This is a genomic window from Rhodococcus sp. Leaf233, assembly GCF_001426165.1.
Classification (GTDB): Bacteria; Actinomycetota; Actinomycetes; order Mycobacteriales; family Mycobacteriaceae; genus Rhodococcoides; species Rhodococcoides fascians.
Genome location: NZ_LMRO01000003.1, coordinates 25,855 through 47,684, shown reverse-complemented (window position 1 = coordinate 47,684; position 21,830 = coordinate 25,855). Strand labels below are relative to the sequence as shown.

Annotated in this window: 18 protein-coding genes; 15 read left to right on the top strand and 3 right to left on the bottom strand. The window is 65.2% G+C overall.

Annotation, left to right across the window (positions count from 1 at the left end):
- Nucleotides 1-79: 79 nt before the first annotated feature.
- Nucleotides 80-1,126 (top strand): NAD(P)-dependent alcohol dehydrogenase, encoded by a 1,047-nt coding sequence (locus tag ASH04_RS06315; protein ID WP_032366747.1) that lies wholly within the window; start codon nucleotides 80-82, stop codon nucleotides 1,124-1,126.
- 50 nt (nucleotides 1,127-1,176) lie between these two features.
- Here the strand turns inward: ASH04_RS06315 and msrA are convergent, their stop codons facing one another.
- Nucleotides 1,177-1,689, bottom strand: coding sequence for a peptide-methionine (S)-S-oxide reductase MsrA (gene msrA / locus ASH04_RS06310; protein WP_057473086.1), 513 nt, complete (start codon nucleotides 1,687-1,689; stop codon nucleotides 1,177-1,179).
- 55 nt (nucleotides 1,690-1,744) lie between these two features.
- Nucleotides 1,745-2,776 carry an NADP-dependent oxidoreductase gene (locus ASH04_RS06305; RefSeq protein WP_057473085.1) on the bottom strand — a complete coding sequence of 344 codons (1,032 nt, stop codon included), beginning with the start codon at nucleotides 2,774-2,776 and terminating at the stop codon, nucleotides 1,745-1,747.
- Between the two features lie 75 nt (nucleotides 2,777-2,851).
- Between ASH04_RS06305 and ASH04_RS06300 the strand changes: the two genes are divergently transcribed.
- Nucleotides 2,852-3,688, top strand: coding sequence for a Cof-type HAD-IIB family hydrolase (locus tag ASH04_RS06300; RefSeq protein WP_027494821.1), 837 nt, complete (start codon nucleotides 2,852-2,854; stop codon nucleotides 3,686-3,688).
- Between the two features lie 78 nt (nucleotides 3,689-3,766).
- On the opposite strand, the gene ASH04_RS06295 is transcribed toward ASH04_RS06300, so the two are convergent.
- On the bottom strand, nucleotides 3,767-5,935 hold the full coding sequence (locus ASH04_RS06295; RefSeq protein ID WP_057473084.1) for an N-acetylmuramoyl-L-alanine amidase: 2,169 nt from the start codon (nucleotides 5,933-5,935) through the stop codon (nucleotides 3,767-3,769).
- A gap of 249 nt (nucleotides 5,936-6,184) precedes the next feature.
- Between ASH04_RS06295 and cobM the strand changes: the two genes are divergently transcribed.
- From cobM to ASH04_RS06230, 13 genes are all read left to right on the top strand, one after another.
- Nucleotides 6,185-6,928: a precorrin-4 C(11)-methyltransferase gene (cobM, locus tag ASH04_RS06290; RefSeq protein WP_057473083.1), complete on the top strand. Its 744-nt coding sequence runs from the start codon at nucleotides 6,185-6,187 to the stop codon at nucleotides 6,926-6,928.
- A complete protein-coding gene (cobF, locus tag ASH04_RS06285) occupies nucleotides 6,925-7,674 on the top strand; it encodes a precorrin-6A synthase (deacetylating) (protein ID WP_032407198.1) in 750 nt (249 codons plus the stop codon). Before cobM ends, cobF begins: the two co-directional genes overlap by 4 nt.
- Before the next feature lie 67 nt (nucleotides 7,675-7,741).
- On the top strand, nucleotides 7,742-8,971 hold the full coding sequence (gene glf / locus ASH04_RS06280) for a UDP-galactopyranose mutase (RefSeq protein WP_032366753.1): 1,230 nt from the start codon (nucleotides 7,742-7,744) through the stop codon (nucleotides 8,969-8,971).
- Nucleotides 8,968-10,875: a glycosyltransferase gene (locus tag ASH04_RS06275; RefSeq protein WP_057473082.1), complete on the top strand. Its 1,908-nt coding sequence runs from the start codon at nucleotides 8,968-8,970 to the stop codon at nucleotides 10,873-10,875. The genes glf and ASH04_RS06275 overlap by 4 nt, the downstream gene beginning before the upstream one ends.
- Nucleotides 10,853-11,389 (top strand): phosphatase PAP2 family protein, encoded by a 537-nt coding sequence (locus ASH04_RS06270; RefSeq protein WP_174557191.1) that lies wholly within the window; start codon nucleotides 10,853-10,855, stop codon nucleotides 11,387-11,389. Before ASH04_RS06275 ends, ASH04_RS06270 begins: the two co-directional genes overlap by 23 nt.
- Nucleotides 11,386-12,291 (top strand): decaprenyl-phosphate phosphoribosyltransferase, encoded by a 906-nt coding sequence (locus ASH04_RS06265; protein ID WP_027494814.1) that lies wholly within the window; start codon nucleotides 11,386-11,388, stop codon nucleotides 12,289-12,291. The genes ASH04_RS06270 and ASH04_RS06265 overlap by 4 nt, the downstream gene beginning before the upstream one ends.
- Nucleotides 12,269-14,134, top strand: a complete 1,866-nt coding sequence (gene zomB, locus ASH04_RS06260; RefSeq protein ID WP_057473081.1) for a flagellar motor control protein ZomB — start codon at nucleotides 12,269-12,271, stop codon at nucleotides 14,132-14,134. The genes ASH04_RS06265 and zomB overlap by 23 nt, the downstream gene beginning before the upstream one ends.
- A gap of 213 nt (nucleotides 14,135-14,347) precedes the next feature.
- Nucleotides 14,348-15,358: an alpha/beta hydrolase gene (locus ASH04_RS06255; RefSeq protein ID WP_174557192.1), complete on the top strand. Its 1,011-nt coding sequence runs from the start codon at nucleotides 14,348-14,350 to the stop codon at nucleotides 15,356-15,358.
- Nucleotides 15,359-15,689: 331 nt separating this feature from the next.
- A complete protein-coding gene (locus ASH04_RS06250; RefSeq protein ID WP_057473080.1) occupies nucleotides 15,690-16,703 on the top strand; it encodes an alpha/beta hydrolase in 1,014 nt (337 codons plus the stop codon).
- Nucleotides 16,704-16,922: 219 nt separating this feature from the next.
- Complete coding sequence (locus tag ASH04_RS06245) at nucleotides 16,923-18,824, top strand: alpha/beta hydrolase-fold protein (RefSeq protein ID WP_082519181.1); 1,902 nt, start codon at nucleotides 16,923-16,925, stop codon at nucleotides 18,822-18,824.
- 83 nt (nucleotides 18,825-18,907) lie between these two features.
- Nucleotides 18,908-19,459, top strand: coding sequence for a DUF732 domain-containing protein (locus tag ASH04_RS06240; protein ID WP_032374174.1), 552 nt, complete (start codon nucleotides 18,908-18,910; stop codon nucleotides 19,457-19,459).
- 9 nt (nucleotides 19,460-19,468) lie between these two features.
- A complete protein-coding gene (locus ASH04_RS06235) occupies nucleotides 19,469-20,422 on the top strand; it encodes a cutinase family protein (RefSeq protein ID WP_027494808.1) in 954 nt (317 codons plus the stop codon).
- A 289-nt stretch (nucleotides 20,423-20,711) separates the two neighbouring features.
- The gene (locus ASH04_RS06230; protein ID WP_057473079.1) at nucleotides 20,712-21,710 is read left to right on the top strand and encodes an LLM class F420-dependent oxidoreductase; all 999 of its coding nucleotides are present in this window, start codon (nucleotides 20,712-20,714) and stop codon (nucleotides 21,708-21,710) included.
- Nucleotides 21,711-21,830: the final 120 nt, after the last annotated feature.

The window sequence follows — 21,830 nt, the reverse complement described above, 5'->3', positions numbered from 1 at the left end:
TTCCAACTGGTTGGTTGAAAACTGTCCCACGACCCGCTACCGTTTCCAACCAGTTGGTTATTTCTGAAGGGATACGAACATGCGGACAGCTACCGGATACAGAGCCGTCGACGAGACCGCGGCACTCGAGCGGTGGACATTCGACCGGCGGGATCTTCGCGACGACGACGTTGCCGTTCGGGTAACGTACTGCGGGGTGTGCCACACCGATCTGCACTCGACGCGGAATCCCGGTGACTTCCCTGTGGTGCCCGGGCACGAGTTCGTCGGGGAGGTGACCGAGATCGGTCCCGGAGTCACGGATTTTGCCGTCGGCGATGCGGTGGCCGTCGGAAACATCGTCGACTCGTGCGGGCGGTGCGATATGTGCACGGTGGGTCAGGAAAATTTCTGTCGAGAGTTCCCGACCCTGACCTATGGAGGGCGCGACAGACACGATGGAATTACCACTCGCGGTGCGTATTCCGACGAATACGTGGTTCGCGATCGGTTCGTCTACCACCGCCCGGAGAACCTCGACCCAGCGGCAGTGGCACCCCTGATGTGTGCCGGCATCACCGTGTGGGAGCCGTTGCGCCGCTGGAACGTCGGCCCCGGCGTGAGGTTGGGGGTGGCCGGAATCGGCGGGCTCGGCCATCTGGCGGTCAAGCTGGGCCGCGCACTCGGGGCGGAGGTCACCGTATTCACCACCAGTGCAGGCAAAGCCGCCGACGCGAAGGAGCTGGGTGCTCATCACGTGGTCGTCTCGACCGACGACGCCGCGATGAACGCACTGGCAGGTGGTCTCGATCTGATCATCGACTGCGTGCCCGTCGAGCACGATCTCGCGCCGTACCTACGTTGCCTCGCACTCGACGGAACGCTCTGCACAGTGGGCTATCTCGGCTCGACGACGGTCGATTTCCTGGATTTACTGATCGGCCGGAAGAGTCTGGCGTCGGCGGGCAGTGGTGGACGCCGATACACCCAGGAATTGCTTGATTTTTGTGGCGAACACGGCATCGTCGCCGAGGTGGAGACGATGCCGTCCGCTCGAGTGAACGAGGCTTTCGATCGGTTGGCAGCCAACGACGTTCGGTACAGGTTCGTACTCGATATGTCGGACCTGGCTGCCCTACCCATGTGAGTGGAACTTCGTAGCAGGCTACGAAGTTCCATGCACATGCGGCGCAGCCGCTAGGCGGTTGCCCGACGCGGCAGCTTCCAGTCCGGGCGAACCCAGTGGCAGGTGTAGCCCTCGGGGTACTTCTGCAGGTAGTCCTGGTGCTCGGGTTCGGCTTCCCAGAAATCTCCTGCCGGGGTCACCTCGGTGACGACCTTGCCCGGCCACAGCCCCGACGCGTCGACATCGGCGATCGTGTCCTCGGCCACGCGCTTCTGCTCGTCGTTCAGGTAGAAGATGGCCGAGCGGTAGCTGGCGCCGATGTCGTTGCCCTGACGATTCTTCGTGCTGGGATCGTGAATCTGGAAGAAGAACTCCAGCAGATCCCGGTACGACGTCTGGGTGGGGTCATAGATCACTTCGAGGCCCTCGGCATGGTTGCCGTGGTTGCGGTACGTCGCGTTGGGGATTTCGCCGCCGGTGTAGCCGACGCGAGTGGAGACCACCCCGGGCAGCTTGCGGACGAGCTCCTCGGCTCCCCAGAAGCATCCTCCGGCGAGAATGGCGGTTTCGGTGGCTGCAGACATGTGCTCTCCTAGTTCTCTATCGAGCGATACGTGGGGTTCAACGAACGAGTTGTCCTCATAATTCCGAATCGTGGGTGCGTTCGCCGACCTCCAGGACGAGTTTGCCGGTATTGGCACCGTCGAACAACAGATTCAGCGTCGATCCGAACGCCGTGATTCCGCCGATCTCGATCTGCTCGTGCGCGGTCATCTTGCCGCTGGTGAGCAGCTCCGACAGAGCGTCGACGCCTTCCTGGTAGCGATCGAGATAGTCGAAGATGATGAACCCGGTCATCGACGCACGGTTGATCAGCAGGGACAGGTAGTGCGCGGGTCCGGGCTGCGGTTCGGTGGCGTTGTAGCCGGAGATGGCCCCGCACAACACCACTCGCGCACCCTTACGCAGGCGCGAGAGCGCCGCATCGAGAATCTCGCCGCCGACGTTGTCGAAGTAGACGTCGATGCCCTTCGGTGCAGCAGCCTTCAGGGCCTTGTACACCGACTCGTTCTTGTAGTCGATCGCCGCGTCGAAGCCCAGCTCCTCGGTGAGCCAGGCGCATTTCTCGGGTCCGCCGGCAATTCCGATCACGGTGGCTCCCTTGGCTTTCGCGATCTGACCCACGATGCTGCCGACGGCACCAGCCGCCCCGGAGATGACGACGGTATCGCCCTCGGCCAGCTTGCCGACGTCCATCAACCCGAAGTAGGCCGTCAATCCCGGGAAGCCGAGGGTACCGAGCCAGGTGGGTGCCGGTGCGATCGATTCGTCGACCTTCTGCACCCCCGACCCGTCCGAGATCGCATGCTCGGTGACGCCGAACGAGCCCGAAACGACTTCGCCGACAGCGTAATCCGGATGCCGGGACTCGAGGACGCGGCCGACGGCATGAGCACGCATCACCTCACCGATGCCGACGGGAGGCACGTACGAGCGCGCATCGTTGAGCCAACCGCGCATGGCGGGATCGAGGGAGACGTAGTCGACGGTGACGACGAATTCCCCGTCGCCCGGGGTGGGGATGGGTTCCTCGGTGAGATCCCACGTCGACTCGTCGGGACGCCCCACGGGCCGCTGAGCCAAGCGGATCTGACGGTTCACGGATGTCATCTACCGTTCCTTCCACATCGAAGACGTGCATGTCGAAAACAGGGTCCTTCGACACTAGGGCAGAATGACGTCACGATGACCAACGCGCCGAACACCACCCGCCTCGCCCCTCGCCTCGTCGCCAGCGATGTCGACGGGACCCTGCTCGACCAGCACGAACGTGTCAGTGAACGCACCAAGCGAGCTGTCGCAGCCGTCGTAGCGGACGGAGTGCCGTTCGTGCTGTCCACCGGCAGGCCGCCGCGGTGGATCCACCCCGTCGTCGACGGTCTCGGATACGCGCCGATGTCGGTGTGCGCCAACGGTGCGGTCATCTACGACGCGGCCACCGATCGCGTGCTCAGTGCGGAGACCCTCGATGTCGAGACGTTGCAGTGGCTGGCCGACGTCGCGTACCGCGCGCTACCCGGCTGCGGTCTCGCGGCCGAGCGCGTCGGTCGATCGGCGCACGACGCGGCGACGCCGCAGTTCGTCAGCTCGCCCGGCTACGAGCACGCGTGGCTCAATCCCGACAACGTCGAAATGTCCGAGGACGACGTCGTCGACGTCCCCGCGGTGAAGTTGCTGATACGACTGTCGGGATCGACCAGCGGCCACATGGCAAACATTCTCTCGCCGCTGATCTCCGGCCGCGCCGACCTGACCTTCTCCACCGACAACGGGCTCATCGAACTGTCGGCGCCGGGCGTCACGAAGGCGTCGGGCCTGGCGAAGGTCGCCGAGACCCTGTCCGTGGACGTCGCCGACATCGTCGCCTTCGGGGACATGCCCAACGACGTCCCGATGCTGTCGATGGTCGGCCTGGGCGTCGCCATGGGCAACGCGCATCCGGCTGCCGTCGCCGCCGCGGACGAAGTGACCGTCACCAACGCAGACGACGGAGTGGCGCAGGTACTCGAACGCTGGTGGTGATACGCCGGTACAGGGGCGCATCGAACACGACAAGGGCCGAGTCACCACGGTGACTCGGCCCTTGTCGACTGTCTGAACTCAGCCCGCGGGTGCGGGCTCCGGTGCGGGTGCCGGCTCCACCGGCGCGGCGACCGGCTTCTGCATTTCTGCGTTGTAGGTGTCGTTGTACGTCTTGATCACCGTGGTCACGATGCCGGTGAGCTCGTTGAAGATGAGCGAACCGTTCTCGAAGTCCGTTCGGAAGCCCTCCGGCACCTTGAACTCGTCGGTGAGCGGCAGACCGAGGACGCCGTCGACGCCACCCTGCTGCAGGTACTGCTGGAAGATCTTGCCGATGACGGCCACGGCCTGGCCGGCCATGTTGGTGATGATCTCGCCGTTCTGGAACTGAGCCTTCTCGCGGCCGCCGCTGACCTGAACCAGGCCGCTGACCGGTACGCCGAGAGCGCCGGTTTCGCCGCCCGAGGACAACCACTTCTGCGCGACGGGGCTCGTCGACGCCAGGCGCTGCAATTCTGCGACCAGGGCCGGGATGTTCTCGCCCAGAGTCGAACTGACGTCCGTGCCCGGGCGTGACGGTGCCGGGTCGGTCACCGCGGTATCCGGTGCGGTGGCATCGGGCGCGGTCTCGGGTGCTGCCGGTGTGACGTCGCCGCCACCGCCGAGGTTCGCGGCCGCGATGTCGCGGATCTCCCCGAGCCTGGCGTATCCGGCGTCACCGGGGCATTCGGTGTTGCCGACGTCGCGGTGACCGAAGATCACCGGCAGGTCGACGCTCTTGCCTTTGCCGATGAACGTGAAATCCGTTCCCTCGGAGGTCATCGTCGTGGTCCCCTTGGGATCCAGACCTGCCTTGCCGAGTCGCCAGCCGAGGAACTTGCCGACCGAATCGACGGTCTCCTGCGACGGATCCTGAGTGGAGTAGTCGCCCATCATGGCCACTCCGACGGTGTTCTCGTTGAATCCACCGGCGTGCGCACCCTGGACCGGCTTGTCCAAGCCGCCGGCGCGACCCTCGAAGATCTGGCCGTACTTGTCGACGAGTGCGTTGTAGCCGATGTCGCACCAGCCCAGAGTCTGTGCGTGGTAGGCGTAGATGGCGCGGACGATCTCGGCCGATTCGGACTTCGAGTAGTCGTTGCTGCCCGCGGTGTGGTGCACGGTGGCACCGCCGATGAAATCGTCGATTGTCGGGTTGGCACAACGGATCGACTCGTCGGCACCCCACTGGGCGCGGGTGATGACGTTGGGGCCTGCATCGCCCGCCACCGGAGTAGCGAGGTCGCTCAACGCCGAATCGGCGGGGGATGTGCCGGGGGTGATGAGCACGGCGCTGATGTCGCTCACTGCCGACGCCAACTGCTCGGCCGACACCTCAGGAGCGGCGTCGGGCGCAGCGGGCTCTATCGGTGCCGGATCCTGTTGGCGCAGCGGCTTGCTCGACGACGCGGGCGTGTAGCCCAATGGCTGCTCGGCAACGGCGGGAGCAGGTGCAGGTGCGGAGGCATCGGAAGGCAGCGGAACAACCGGGACCTCCGGAACCGGCGGCGTTGCAAAGCTTTCGGGAGCTGCACTGCTCGTCAGCGGAGTCAACAGCACCTGCACGGCCTTGGTGAGTCCCACGAAGATCGGTTCGGTGCCCTGCTTTTCCGCAGCGGGAACGGCGTCGCTCGCAGTGGTGTCCACCGGTGCGGTCTGCAGCCACGGGCCCCAGGATCCGTCCTCGAGCTGACGTCGAACCTGCGCGCTCGCGCCGTTCAGCTGCTCGGAGGTCAACGCCACCATGCTGAACGGGGTGTCCTGCGAGATTTCCTTGACTGCGGCTCCGAGCGGCGGCCCGGTGGGGTCGGCCGCTTCAGGATTGACCGGTGCCGAGGCGTCCACCCTGGGGATCGGGGCCTGCGCGGTTGCGCCACCCGGAGCCGGCGTCGTGAGACCCGGGATGTCGGGAATCTCGATCGGCGGGATCACGATGGAATCCGGCAACGGCAGGTATTTCAGATCGGAGAGCCGTAGATCGGGCAACGGCAGGCCGGTGAGCTCCTGCAGCGGAACGACGATGTCCGGTGCAGCGCTCAGCGCGGTCTCGACGATCTTCGTCGGCACGGTGACCGGGGTTGTCTCGTTGGCCGGTCGAACTCCGGTGGTCGTGCTGTCTGTCAGCCCTGCGACCGCAAACGGGGTCGCGACGGCGAGTAGTGCGACAGCACCGAGAACGATCGACGGCTTCGTTCGACGGTTCGGCAAGGCGGTACTCCCTGGTTGGTGGTAGGTACGCGTCGTAGAATCTCCCACTACTGAACAACAACAATCACATCAGCAACATGAGTCCCATCAGACACAAGGCTAAACCTTAGCTTGACAGTTAGCCATCCACGGGAAGTTCTGGTGGCGCGGCGCGTCGGGGCTTGCATTCCTGGGTCATTCCGCAGGCTCCACTCCCGCCTTCATGGGTCATTCCGCAGGCTCCACTCCCGCCCCCTACGCTTTCCACCTGTGACTGTGCACTTCATCGGAGCCGGACCCGGAGCGGCAGACCTGCTCACGCTGCGGGCCGTCGAGTTCCTGCGATCCAGTCCGGTGTGTGTCTACGCCGGTACCTATATCGACGACGCGATCCTCGAACATTGCTCGGCCGGTACTCGCCTGGTCGACACCGCGAAGCTCGATCTCGATGCCATCACCGCCGAACTCGTCGCCGCCGACCAGCGCGGGGACGACGTCGCACGCCTGTGCTCGGGTGACCCTTCCCTCTACTCCGCGATCGCAGAACAGTCGGCTCGACTCGACGCCGCGGGTGTGCCGTGGGACATCACGCCGGGAGTGCCCGCCTACGCGGCCGCTGCAGCCACGTTGGGCGTCGAGCTGACCGTTCCCGAGGTGACGCAATCGGTGGTCCTCACCCGCGCGCAGGCCCGCTCGACGGCGATGCCGGACACCGAGGCGCTGGCCAACTTCGCCGCCACTCGCGCGACGTTGGCACTGCATCTGGCCATCACTCGCACCCGCATCATCGCCGACGAGTTGGCGCAGTTCTACGGCTCGGACTGCCCCGCCGCAGTCGTCTTCCATGCCAGCAAGCCCGACGAGATGGTTCTGCGCGGCACCCTGGCCGACATCGCCGACCAGGTCGAGGCCGCCGGGCTGCGGCAAGCTGCGGTGATCCTCGTCGGTCCTGCTCTGGCTCGTCGCGTCGTCGCCGAATCCCACCTGTACGACGCCTGCCGGGACCGCTCGTGAAAATCCATCTGATCGGCATCGGCGGTGGTCACCCGGATCAGGTGACGGTGCAAGCCGTCGAGAAGCTGCGGGCTGTGGACGTGTTCATCGTGGCCGACAAGGGCGCGTCCGTCGGGGATCTGGCAGCAGCCAGGCAGGAGATCCTCGAGCGCCACCACGGTGGCAGCTACCAAGTCGTCGAGGTGCCCGACCCCCCACGCGACCGGTCACCTCGGCAGTACGAGACCGCCGTCCTCGATTGGCACGACGCCCGCGCCCGGGCGTACGCCGACGTGCTCGACGGTCTCGCCGACGGCACCGTCGTCGGGTTTCTCGTCTGGGGAGACCCCGCGCTCTACGACAGCACTATCCGCGTCGTCGAGCGGATCGCCGAACTGCGCGGCGACATCGAGTTCGATGTCACACCCGGCATCTCCAGCGTGTCCATGCTGGCGGCGAGTCATCGACTCGTGCTCAATCGCATCGGGGGCCCGATCGTCATCACCACCGGCAGAAACCTGGCCGGCGACGTCGCAGCCGGGCTGGACAACCTCGTCGTCATGCTCGACGGCAACCTGGCCTGCAGTGCGCTGACCGGCGCAGGCTGGGGCATCCACTGGGGAGCCAACCTGGGTACGACCGACGAGAAGCTCGTGGCCGGGCCGCTCGACGCCGTGCTCGACGACATTCGCCGCGCCCGCGCCGAGGTCAAAGAGGCGCACGGCTGGGTGATGGATACCTACCTGCTCCGACGCCTGCCAGGTTGACACCGGACCGGCCGGGCGGTGCCTGGCGGGGTGGAGCCGTCACGATCGTCGGATACCCTGGTTGCCCGTGACTGCTGTAAGCCCCGAGACCACCTCTTCCGACGCCACCGCGACCGGCCGCTACGACCTCATCGTCGTCGGATCCGGGTTCTTCGGTCTGACCGTGGCAGAACGGGCGGCGTCCCAGCTGGGCAAGCGTGTTCTCGTTCTCGACCGGCGGCACCACCTGGGCGGCAACGCGTACTCGGAAGCCGAGCCCGAGACGGGTATCGAGATCCACAAGTACGGTGCGCACCTGTTCCACACGTCCAACAAGCGCGTGTGGGACTACGTCAACCAGTTCACCGACTTCACCGGCTACCAGCACCGCGTCTTCGCGCTGCACAACGGTCAGTCGTACCAGTTCCCGATGGGCCTGGGGCTGATCTCGCAGTTCTTCGGAAAGTTCTTCTCCCCGGCCGAGGCGCGGGCCCTGATCGAGGATCAGTCCAGTGAGTTCGACTCCAAGGACGCGCAGAACTTCGAGGAGAAGGCGATCTCGCTGATCGGACGTCCGCTCTACGAGGCATTCATCCGGGACTACACGGCCAAGCAGTGGCAGACCGATCCGAAGGAACTGCCCGCGGGCAACATCACCCGGTTGCCGGTGCGCTACACCTTCGACAACCGCTACTTCAACGACACCTACGAGGGGCTGCCGGTCGACGGCTACACCGCGTGGCTCGAGAACATGACACGCGACGAGAAGATCGACGTCCGCCTGAACACCGACTGGTTCGATGTTCGCGACGAGTTGGTCGCCGAGAGCCCGAACGCTCCGATCGTCTACACCGGGCCGCTGGACCGCTACTTCGACTACTCCGAGGGCGAATTGGGCTGGCGCACCATCGATTTCGAGACGGAGGTGCTCCCGGTCGGCGATTTCCAGGGAACGCCGGTGATGAACTACAACGACGGCGACGTGCCGTTCATTCGGATCCACGAGTTCCGCCACTTCCATCCCGAGCGCGAGTACCCGACCGACAAGACGGTCATCATGCGCGAGTTCTCACGTTTCGCCGAGAGCGGCGACGAGCCGTACTACCCGATCAACACCCCCGACGACCGGCAGAAGCTCGAGGCGTACCGCAACCGGGCGAAGGCCGAGACGGCCTCCAACGGTGTGCTGTTCGGTGGTCGACTCGGCACGTACCAGTACCTCGACATGCACATGGCCATCGCGAGCGCACTGAACATGTACGACAACACCCTGGCCCCGCACTTCGAGACCGGCACCGCCCTGGCGGGGGACAAATGACCGCCAAGCACCTGCTCGAGGACGGGGTGGCAGACGTCGCGCCGATCCTCGGAAAATCGCTGTTGCAGCGTGTACTGCTGCCCCGTTCGGGTGAGCCGCTCGACGTGCGCACGCTGTACCTCGAAGAAGCGACCACCAATGCCAAACGCGCGCACTCGCTCTCGCGTACCTCGCTCACCATCGGCGGCGAGTCCGAGGTGTCGTTCTGCACGTACTTCAACGCATTCCCGGCGAGCTACTGGCGGCGCTACAGCATCCTGAAGTCCGTGGTGCTGCGCGTCGAGGTGTCCGGCCACTGCCGAATCGACGTCTACCGGTCCAAGGCCGATGCGTCGCGCATCCACGTCGAGGGCCGCGAGGCCGTGGACGGCGATGCGGCGCAAGAGTTTCTGATCGACCTCGGCCCGTTCGAGGACGGCGGGTGGATCTGGTTCGACATCACCTCCGATTCCGAGGTGGTCCTCGAGAGTGCCGGTTGGTACGCGCCGATCGACGCTCCCGGCGAGGCGACCGTCGCCGTGGGTATCCCCACGTTCAACCGACCGACCGACGCCGTCAAAGCGCTTGTCGCCCTTGGCTCGGACCCGTTGGTGCTCGACGTGATCCAGGCCGTGATCATGCCGGATCAGGGCACCCGCAAGGCGAAGGACGAACCCGGCTTCGACGAGGCCGCAGCTGCGCTCGGTGGCCGTCTCGCGATCCACGATCAGGCCAACCTCGGTGGGTCCGGTGGCTACAGCCGGATCATGTACGAGGCGCTGAACAACACTGCCTGCCAACACATTCTGTTCATGGACGACGACATCGAGATCGAGACCGACTCGATTCTGCGGGCGTTGGCGATGTCGCGATTCGCCAAGGTGCCCACGCTCGTCGGCGGCCAGATGCTGAATCTGCAGGCGCGTAGTCACCTGCACGTCATGGGTGAAGTGATCGACCGCGGGAACTTCATGTGGACCGGCGCGCAGAACGTCGAATACGACCACGACTTCTCCGAGGACCCGCTGCGCACCAGCAAGCTGCTGCACCGCCGCATCGACGTCGATTACAACGGCTGGTGGATGTGCATGATCCCGCGCGTCGTCGCCGAGGAACTCGGGCAGCCACTGCCACTGTTCATCAAGTGGGACGACGCCGAATACGGCTTGCGCGCACGCGAAGCCGGCTACCCGACGGTGACGCTGCCGGGTGCTGCGATCTGGCACATGGCGTGGAGCGACAAGGACGACGCCATCGACTGGCAGGCGTACTTCCACCTGCGCAACCGTCTCGTTGTCGCGTCGCTGCACATGCCCGGCGACGGCAAGGGCCTGGTGCTCGACACGATCAAGGCCACCGTCAAGCACCTGCTGTGCCTCGAGTACTCGACGGTCGCCATCCAGAACCTCGCGATCCGTGACTTCCTGGCCGGTCCCGAGCACATCCTCGAGATCCTGCCCACGGCATTGCCGACTGTGCACGCACTGCGCAAGGAATTCCCCGACGCCGTCGTTGTCGGCAGTTCCACGGAGCTCCCGCTCGCATCGGGTGAGGAAGTCGGAGCCGTCGGCCTGCCGACCAACCCGATCTCCAAGGTCCGTCGCCTGGCCAAGGGCTTGCTGCACAACGTCAAGCCAGCGCACGAGCAGCACCACGAGCGTCCGCAGCTCAACGTGCCGACTCTCGACGCACGCTGGTTCCTGCTGTCCCAGGTCGACGGGGTCACCGTCACCACCGCCGACGGCCGAGGCGTGGTCTACCGCAAGCGCGACCGCGCGCAGGCCGCGGCGTTGCTGAAGGAAGCGCTGTCGTTGCGCAAGCAGTTGGCAGCCGAATTCCCTGCTCTCAAGGCTCGATACCGTGATGCCGTGCCGCACCTGACCAGTAAGGAAACGTGGGAACGTGTCTTTCGTTACCAGGCGTAAAGGCCAGACCGAGGTGCCGACCGAAGTGCGCATCCTCGAAAAGGTGCAGGCCACGGTCGGCAGCGCCCCCGGTGCGATCACCGTCGCGCGCGGGATGTCGCACTTCGGCGAACATGCCCTCGGCTGGGTGGCGATCGCAGGTATCGGCGCTGCTCTGGACGCGCCGCGGCGACGCCAGTGGGCGTCGGTGGCCGTCGGTGCCGTCGGATCACATGCCGCGTCCATCGTCATCAAGCGCATCGTCCGCAGGCCACGTCCCCACGATCCGGCCGTCCGGATCAATGTCTCGACGCCGAGCAAGCTGAGTTTTCCGTCGTCACATGCGACATCCACCACAGCGGCTGCGGTTCTCCTCGGCCGCGTGACCGGGCTACCGTTACCGGCGGTCCTCGTCCCACCCATGTTGCTCTCGCGCTTGGTGCTCGGAGTCCATTACCCCACCGACGTGCTGGCCGGATCTGCACTCGGCGCGTTGACGGCTGCTGCCGTCGTGAAGTTCGAAGGAGACAAATGAGCGAGGATGCCGCACCCGTAGGCGCACCGCCGAAGAATCTGGCGGACGGCATCGTCAAGGCGCTTCGCCCGCGTCAGTGGGTCAAGAACGTGCTGGTCCTGGCCGCGCCGTTGGCGGCAGGCTCGGTCACCGATCGCGACGTGCTGCTGTCCGTCGCGCTCGCGTTCATCGTGTTCTGCTTCGCCGCCTCCGGTGTCTACCTGGTCAACGACGCCATGGACGTCGAGGCCGACCGCGCGCACCCCACCAAGCGGTTCCGGCCGATCGCTGCAGGAGTCCTGCCCGTCACGATCGCCTACGCGATGGCCGTGGTGTCGCTCGGACTCGCCGTCGGCCTGTCGTTCTTCGCGAACTGGAAGCTCGCGCTGGTCATCGGCGTCTACATCGTCATCCAGCTGGCGTACTGCTTCGGCCTCAAGCACCAGGCCGTGCTCGACATCTGCATCGTCTCCTCGGGCTTCCTGCTCCGCGCGATCGCCGGTGGCGTCGCTGCCTCGATCCCGCTCTCGCAGTGGTTCCTGCTGATCATGGCGTTCGGCTCGCTGTTCATGGCGGCAGGCAAGCGCTACGCCGAGCTGCAACTGGCCGAACGCACCGGGGCGAAGATCCGTAAGTCGCTCGAGAACTACACCACGACATATCTGCGCTTCGTGTGGACGCTGTCCGCGACGGCCGTCGTCATCTGCTACGGCTTGTGGGCTTTTCAGCAGGACGCCGAAACGGACTCCAACTGGTTCGCCATCTCGATGATTCCGTTTACTATCGCAATCCTGCGATACGCAGTGGATGTAGACGGCGGCGAGGCAGGCGAACCCGAAGAGATCGCGTTGGGAGACAGGGTTCTCCAGCTACTCGCCATAGCGTGGATCGGAGTGGTTGGTGTCGCTGTCTACCTCGCCTGACCAGCGAGACACGCGAGAAGACACCCCGGCACCGGCGGTCTCGACCAGGGCGGTCTTCTGGGTCGGGACCGTCGTCACCGGTGCCCTGTTTCTGTGGGGTGCCTGGGAACGTCGCTGGATCGCCGACGACGGCCTGATCGTCCTGCGCACCGTCCGCAACCTGTTGGCCGGCAACGGCCCGGTGTTCAACGCGGGCGAGCGGGTCGAGACCAACACGAGCACCATCTGGACGTACCTCGTCTACGCGGGTAGCTGGCTCAGCGACGGCCGGCTCGAGTACGTGGTCCTGACGATCGCGCTCGTGCTGTCCACAGCGGCCGTCGTCATCGCGATGATCGGCACGTTCTCCCTGCGTGGGCGCACTGCGTCACGCACTCTCTTCCTCCCCGCCGGTGTACTCGTGTACATCGCGGTACCGCCGGCCCGTGACTTCGCGACGTCCGGGCTGGAGACCTGCCTGGTCATCTTCTGGCTGGCGGTTTTGTGGCTGCTGATGGTTCGCTGGGGGCAGCGCCGCGGAGGTGGCGTCGAGCTGCTGCTGCTGGCCTTCTTCGCGGGCCTGGGCCCGCTGGTGCGCCCCGAGTTGTCCATCGTGTCGGTTCTGGCACTGGCGATGATCTTCCTCGCCCCACAGACGTGGTTGTCGAGGCTGCACGTGTTCGCATTCGCGGGCGCGGTTCCCGTGCTGTACCAAATCTGGCGCATGGGCTACTACGGCCTTCCGTACCCCAACACCGCAGTGTCCAAGGACGCCGGCGGTGCCAAGTGGTCGCAAGGGTGGGCGTATCTGACCAACCTGATGGGACCGTACCTACTGTGGCTCCCGCTGGTGCTGCTCCTGCTCGGTGCCGCCCTGTCGATGACGCGCGTGCGCCCGACGCTGCCCAGAACAGTGGGCGGCCTGCTCGCCGCGTTGCGCACGCCGACCGCTGTCGTCGTATTCGTGCTCGTCAGTGGATTGTTGCTCGCGATCTACGCAATTCGAGTCGGTGGCGATTTCATGCACGGGCGAACATTGTTGCCCGCCCTGTTCACGCTGCTGTTGCCCATTTCGATATTGCCCGTCGCGCTCCCGCAACGATGGTCCGGTAATCGTGCGACTGCTGTTTTCGTCGCGGATGTATTCGTCTGGGGTGGGATCGTCGTCTGGGCTGTGATTGCGGCGAACACGACGGGAATGCCCCAGGGCTCGATCGTCGGACGAAGCGGAATCGTCGACGAACGAGCGTTCTATTCGCTCAACACCGGGCACGCTCATCCGATCCTGGCGTCGGACTATCTCGACTATCCGCGGATGCGGGCGATGGTTCAGGCGATCGACGACACCCCGGACGGCGGATTGCTGCTGCCGTCCGCGCAATTCACCTACTGGGATGTCGTCCCGCCGCCCCTCCCGATCCCCGAGGGTGGATTCGGTCACACCGTCTACTTCCTCAACCTGGGGATGACGAGCATGAACGTCGGCCTCGACGTGCGGGTCATCGACCAGATGGGGCTGGCGTACCCGTTGGCATCGCACACCGAACGCCTCGAGAACGGCCGTATCGGTCACGACAAGAACCTCTACCCGGACTGGGTCGTCGCCGATCTGGGACTGGTCGGCATCCATCCGTACCTGCCCTGGTACATGGACGAGGACTGGGTGACCGAAGCTCAGGTGGCGTTGACCTGCCCGGACACCCAGGAAATGCTGACGTCCTACCGAGCACCGTTGACGAAGGATCTGTTCGTCCGGAATGTGAAACGTTCGTTGTTCTATGCCGGTTATCGATTCGACCGGGTGCCGAAATACGAAATACAGCGATGTGATCTTCCGGCACCTGTATTGAAGGCGGATGATTAGCCGACAGAACACGAGAAGATCACCGGGTTGCGCCGATTCGGTCTCGACGCGAAGATGAGCTGTCTCGATCCTGTAACGGGCGACGTACTTCGTGCGATAAGTGCGGAGGATATGTATGCGCCAGACCCTGGGTCGGGCGCATACATGATGAACTTGCGAGATCAATCGTTGATTGCGTAACCGATGTGACGAAGCTGCTGAGAGGTCGAGTGCATGCTGGGTAGATGGAAGAGCCGGTCCGGGGACAAGCGAGCGGGCTCCTGGGGACGCCGCGCCGCAACATCCATGCTGATGGCAGTGGTGCTGCCACTGGGCTTGGCCGTGGCGGGCGGTGGCGCAACTGCCAACGCAGCGTTCGACGGCAACGCCATCGACGTTTGGACGGACTCGAGCATGGGCCCGATCAAGAGTCGGGTGTGGCGGGCAGCGGACGGTAACACCAACCGCGTTGTCTACCTGCTCGACGGCCTGCGCGCCACGACGGACATCTCGGGCTGGGAGCACGAGACCGACGCCGGAGCAGTTCTCGCCTCGTGGAACATCAACGTCGTCGAGCCGGTCGGTGGACAGTCGAGCTTCTACTCCGACTGGTACGCACCGTCCAACTTCAACGGTCAGAAGACCACCTACAAGTGGGAAACCTTCCTGACGCAGAACCTCCGCGAGAACCTGCGCGCGAACTACGGCTTCAACCCGAACCGCAACGGTGTCATCGGCATCTCGATGGGCGGCTCCGCAGCCCTCACGCTGGCTGCATACCACCCGGACCAGTTCAGCTATGCCGGTTCGCTGTCGGGCTACCTGAACATCTCCGCACCCGGCATGCGCGAGGCCATGCGCCTGGCACTGCTGGACTCCGGCCGCTACAACATCGACGCGATGTGGGGCCCGCCGTGGGATCCGGCGTGGCTGCGCAACGACCCGTTCGTCTTCGCGCCTCGCTTGCGTGACAACGGCACGCGCGTGTGGGTCTTCGCAGGCAGCGGTCTGCCCGGCGGTCTCGATCGCCCGCAGAGCTTCATCGATTACTACAACACCGCGAACGGTATGGGCCTCGAGGCCATCGCTTTGGCGAACAGCCGTGCCTTCCAGATCCGCATGGCGAGCATCGGTGCCAACAACGTCACGTATGCGTTCCCGGCCGTCGGTACCCACCAGTGGGGCTACTGGGGCGAGCAGATCCGCGTCATGGCACCGGACCTGAGCGCCAACATCGGTAACTGATCCACCCGGTAGCGTTTGCTGTCGCAGTCCCCGCTTTCGGCCCTGTAGTGATATTTCACGACTTTTCAGGGCTGTTCAGCGGGGACCGCGCAGGATAGTCTCCTGTTTCAGAAACTCGCAGGGGCGAAACTGGGACGCTGATCACAGTTTTGCCTTGGAACCGCTCGATGGAATAACCTCCATCGAGCGGTTCGCCTGTTATGCAGCAGAACCTCGACGTTTCGACACACCACAGCTTCACCCCGGCCTCATGGGCCGTCAGTCAGCCCTGTTCGATTGCCGGGGGCCGCTACGACAGCGGAGACCGCGTAGATGAGAGAGAGCACGATTCATGCGATTTGCCGGCCTCAGCAGTAACCCGAAGGCGTCATCACGCTGGCGTCAGCGCCTGCTCGGCGTGGGTGCTGCCGCACTCGTTCTGCCGATCGCAGCCGGTGTCGTCGGCGGCGCAGTCGCAGTCGCTGCCCCCACTGCCGTCGTCCATCAGACCCCGGCCGGTGGCCGCGAGGACCTGATCGTCCCGTCCGAGATGGGTCCGATCAAGGTCCAGGTCCAGTGGGCGGCACGCGGCGGCAACGCTGCTCTCTACCTGCTCGACGGCCTGCGTGCCCGCGACGATCGCAACGCCTGGACCTTCGAGACCAACGCGCAGGATCAGTTCGCCAACGACGACGTGACGCTGGTCATGCCCGTCGGCGGACAGTCCAGCTTCTACAGCGACTGGTACACCTCGTCGAACTTCAACGGCCAGGAAGTCACCTACAAGTGGGAGACGTTCCTGACGCAGGAGCTCCCGGCGTTCCTGGAGAACTACGGCGTCTCGCGCAACAACAACGGTGTTCTCGGCCTGTCGATGGGTGGTTCGGCTGCCCTGACGCTTGCCGCGTACCACCGCGACCAGTTCAAGTTCGCCGGCTCGCTCTCGGGTTACCTGAACATCTCGGCCCCGGGCATGCGTGAGGCGATTCGTATCGCGATGCTCGATGCCGGCCGCTTCAACGTCGACTCCATGTGGGGACCGCCCTGGAACCCGGCGTGGCTGCGCAACGACCCGTTCGTCTTCGCACCCAGGTTGCAGGGTCTGTCGCTGTACATCTCCGCAGCCAGCGGCCTGCCCGGTCAGTTCGATCACCCGGCCGCGCCGATCGATTTCTACAACACCGCCAACGGCATGGCGCTCGAGGCACTCTCGCTCGCCAACACCCGTGCATTCCAGATCCGCATGGGCACCCTTGGTATCCCGGCGACCTACAGCTTCCCGGCCAACGGAATTCACGCCTGGCCGTACTGGGGTGCCGAGCTGTGGAAGGCACGCACCCAGATCCTGGACGCGCTGAACGCCTGATTCGGTTCCGTAACGTGCTCTCCGACAATGCCGCCCCACGCTCTCGCGTCGGGCGGCATTGTCGGTTCGAGCGCCGGCTCTTCGAGCCTCCCCAATTCACATTCGCACCACCAGTCACAGCGAGTCTGCTGTTCGTGGCCATCGGGCACGTGTAGAAAGACATACGAAGCATGTCTCGAGACGAGACCTTCGGTCGTCACAGGAAAGAGAGTCACCATCATGCGCACTGCGCTTGTTCGGTTCGGTCGTACCCCATCGGCCGGCACACGGGCTCGGCGAGCGGCAGCAGCAGTGACTGTTGCCTCCGCGCTGATGATTCCCTTCGCGACGACGACGTTGGCCACTGCAGCCCCGGTTGCTCATGCCGCCCCGATGGCGCAGACCGGCCCCGCCTACACCCAGACCGGTGGAGCAACCGTCACCTCGGTGGACTGGCTCTCCGATCGCCGCGTCGCGCTGTGGATCCAGTCGCCCTCGATGGGAACGCCCATCCAGGTGCAGCTGCTGCTCGCGCGTGACTGGAACATCAACCCGCAGGCCACGTTCCCGCAGGTGTACATGTTGGACGGCCTCCGGGCGACCGACCAGGAGAACGGCTGGACGGCCGAGACCGACGCCGAGGCCTACTTCGCCGACAAGAACGTCAACGTCGTGCTGCCGATCGGCGGACAGTCCAGCTTCTACTCCGACTGGGTCGATCAGGACAACGGCAAGAACTACCAGTGGGAGACGTTCCTGACCAAGGAGCTGCCGCCCATCCTGGCCAAGGACTGGCGCAGCACCGACAACCGCGGCGTCGTCGGGTTGTCGATGGGTGGCACGTCGGCAATGTTCCTCGCGGCCCGCAACCCCGGCTTCTTCAAGTTCGCCGGTTCGCTGTCGGGCATCCTGACCACCACCTCCCTCGGCATGCCGCAGGCCATCCAGTACGCGATGACCGACGCCGGCGGCTACAACTCCAAGGCCATGTGGGGCGCACCGTCCAACTCGCTGTGGGCTCAGCACGATCCGTACCTGCTGGCCGACAAGCTCAAGGGCGTCAGCCTGTACATCTCGAGCGGCAACGGCTCGACCGGCCCGTACGATCAGCCGTCGCCGATTCCGGGCGTCAGCACCAACTACGCGGGCATGGGCCTCGAGATCCTCTCGCGACTCACTTCCCAGACCTTCGCCACCAAGCTCAACCAGCTCGGAATCCCCGCGCAGGTCAACTACCGCCCCTCGGGAACGCACTCGTGGCCGTACTGGCAGTTCGAGTTGCACCAGCTGTGGCCGCAGCTCGCCACGGCACTCGGCGTCGAGGTCGACAAGCCCGCCTGCAGTGTCGCGGGCATGATCGGCAATGCGAGCGGCGCGAACTCGTGGCTGGGTCCCTGCCTCACCGCGGAGTACAACGTCGCCGGTGGTCGAGCTCAGGACTTCACGTTCGGTCGGGTCTTCTTCACTCCCGACACCGGGGCGCAGGTGGTTGCCGGCGCTATCGGCGGCATCTACCAGGGCAATAAGGGCCCCGAGGGTGCGCTCGGCTTCCCGAAGACCGGCGAGATCGCCACTCCCGACGGCCGCGGCCGCTTCAACGCCTTCCAGAACGGCATGGTCTACTTCACGCCGCAGACCGGAGCCCATGTGGTCAAGGGTGCCGTGCTAGACGAGTGGGCAGCCCAGGGGTACGAGGGCGGTCCTCTGGGATACCCGGTGCTCGACGAGGTGGCAACACCCAACAAGCCCGGCTCGGTGCAGGGCTTCGAGATCGGCGCGATCTACACCTCGCCCGACGCGGGCGTGCATTCTGTGCAGGGCATGATTCTCGGTAAGTACGGTGAATTGGGTTGGGAGAGTGGACCTCTCGGGTTCCCCAAGTCCAACGAGATCGGCCCCATCCGGGACGGCGGACGGTTCAATCAGTTCGAGACCGGCAACATCTACTGGAGCCCGGTCAGCGGAGCCTGGTCCATGCCGTACGGCCCGATCTTCGACGCCTGGGGATCGGTGGGCTACGAAGGTGGCCGCCTCGGCTACCCCACCAGCGATCAGTTCGACATCGACGGTGGCGGTAAGCAACAGAACTTCCAGTTCGGCATCATCACCGTCAAGGACGGCAAGGCCACGATCGCTCCGTGACCGGAGGCAGTCACGGCTTCAGAGTTCTCTCAGAGCGTGGCTGTACTCTCGCCTGCGACCCGACGACCGAAGGATTTCGATCGATGACGCGTAACTCTCTGGCCAGAACTCTGTCCCTCGGCGTGCTCGCCGTGGCGGCGAGCTCGATGCTGGTGGCGTGTGGAAGTGACGACTCGACGGCCACCGGCGCGCCGACGAGCACCACCACGGCAGCTGCGACGACGACCGAGGCGAGTTCGTCGACGTCGGCGGCCGAGAGCACCACCACTACTGTCGCTCCGACCACCAGTCCGGGCGAGGCGGCGACGGCACCGCCGGAGCAACCCCAGGCCGTGCCGGACGACTTCCCGGGGCCGACGGAGAGCCAGATCGACAACCGTGGCCAGCGTTTCCTCGACGAGCTGAAGAGCAAGGGCGTCACCCCGGCGGGCAACGGCGACATCGCGGTGTCGACGGCCAACTACATCTGTGCCGCGCAGGCGCAGGGCGTCGCAGCCGACGAAATCACGACCTACGTCACCGCGAACGTCGGCGTCGAGGCCAGTGCTGCCGGAACGCAGATGAACGAGACGCAGGCCCAGCAGGCAGCCCAGACCTACATCGCCGCCGCGCAGGCGACGTACTGCACGCCGTAGTTCGCGCTGATGGCCAAACGTAAACGTAGAGTTCTGCCGGTGATCGCCTTCGCGGTGATCATCGGGCTCGTCATCGTGGCCCTGTGGTACCTCCTCGCCGGGCGTCTCGGACCCGGACCGGGGCCGGTACCGCCGCCGGGACCCGAGCAGCCGACCTCACAACCGGCGGACTGCCCGGACGTCCAGGTCATTGCCATCCCGGGTACGTGGGAGTCCTCGTCGACCGATGACCCGTACAACCCGACCGCCAATCCAGTGTCGCTGATGCTCAACGTCACTCGGCCGCTGCAGGAGCAGTTCCCCGGATCTCGCGCGGACGTCTACACGGTTCCCTACGTCGCACAGTTCTCGAACCCCATCGCGCTGCCGCCGGACGGCCAACAGTCGTACAACAACAGCCGTACCGAGGGTAAAAACGTTGCGGTACAGAAGATGTCGGACGTCGCGGCGCGATGCCCACTGACCAACTTCGTCATGGCCGGCTTCTCTCAGGGCGCAGTCATCTCCGGCGACATCGCGGCCGACATCGGCGCGGGTAACGGACCCATCTCCGCCGATCGTGTCCTCGGCGTCACCCTCATCGCCGACGGCCGCCGCGACGGAGTGTCGGGTACCGACGTGCCGGGACCGCTCGACGGCGTCGGAGCCGAGGTCGCCCTCGGGGGACTCGACCTCCCCGGCATCACCATGACGGGGCGTCGGGACGGCGGATTCGGCGCGCTCGACGACCGGACCAATCAGATCTGTGCGCCCGGCGACCTCATCTGTGCGTCCCCGTCGGATGGACTGTCGCTACGCAACATTCCGCAGAGCATCCAAATTCTGATCGGGGCGGCGGGCAATCCGGTGCACGCGTCGTACAACAGTTTCGTCGTCGACGGTTCCGGCACGACGGCCACCCAGTGGACGGCGGCATGGGCGGCCGATCTGATCGAGAATGCGCCGACGCCTCCGCACTCGTGATCGGGTCGTGTGGACGACGGCGTGATCGGGGTCGTGGGTAGCGCAGTGACCGGTGTCATCGATAACGGACAGGTCACAACGCGGCGTGTCGCCAACTGGTGCAGGGCACAAACCTGTGGTCTGCGACCCCCAGTCGGTGGGATCCGCTCCCGCGAGCGGCTAGAGTGACGCCTTGGACCTGCGCGGATCGGCCCCGGCCGACTGCCCCGCACGGTGTGCCCAGACCCCCGGTGCCGACCACCTCAGACCCCAGGTGCCGGCCGCTCCAGACCCCAGAGGAGAGCAATAGATGAGTTCCGCCGAGGCCGCGACCCCCGGGCCGCGCAAATTCCGCTTCGCTGCAGGCGGAGAGGGAAACGCGGAGGAGGGCGGGGCTCGGAAGTTCATCAAGCTGGCTCAGCAGGCCGAGGAACTGGGTTACGACAGCTTCATGATTCCCGATCATCTCGGTAATCAGGTCGGGCCGATCGCGGCGCTCGGAGCTCTCGCCGTCGCCACCGACAAGATTCGGCTCGGCACGGCGGTGCTCGCCAACGGCTTCCGCCATCCCGCGGTGCTCGCCAAGGACGCGGCGACCATCGATGTGCTCTCCGGCGGACGGCTCGAACTCGGACTCGGCGCGGGCTGGATGCGCGAGGAATACGACAAGGCCGGCATCACCTACGACCGTCCCGGCGTCCGCATCGAAAAGCTCGCAGAGACCCTCGACATTCTCGACGTGTTGCTGCGCGGTCAGGAATGCAACTACGAGGGCAAGCACTACACGATCACCGGTCTCAAGGGCAGCCCTCGTCCGCGTCAGGGACCGCGTCCGCCGATCTGCATCGGCGGCGGCGGCCCCAAGATGCTCGCGCTGGCGGCCAAGCACGCCGACATCATCTCCGTGGTGCCGAGCACCTCGAAGGAAGGCAAGTTGCTGCTGTCGGGCATGACCATCGAGAAGACTCTCGAGCGCGTCGAGCTCATCCGGGCTGCCGCAGGGGATCGGTTCGACGACATCGAGCTGAACTGGGCGATCACCACCATCGTGGTCACCGACGATCGCGAGCAGATGGCCGAGATGGCGTTGGCCGCGCTGGACAACGGTTATCCGCCCAACGTGGACGTCGACGTCAAGCTCACGGTCGACGACATTCTGTCGTCGCCGTACCTTGCCTTCGGAACGTACGAGGAAATCGCCGATCAGATCCGTAACGTTCGCGCGCGGACGACGATGTCCTATGTCGGGGTTTTCCCCACACAAATGGAAGCATTCGCTCCGGTTGTCGACTTGCTGAAAGGCGAGTGACGCAGGCGCGTGTCGGTAGCATGGAGTCGGCCTCGAGGTCGACCGAAACCGCCACCGCTGGAGTTACCACTTAGTAACATAAAACGCTGTTCGGGGTCTGCATCGATGAACGTCGTCAAT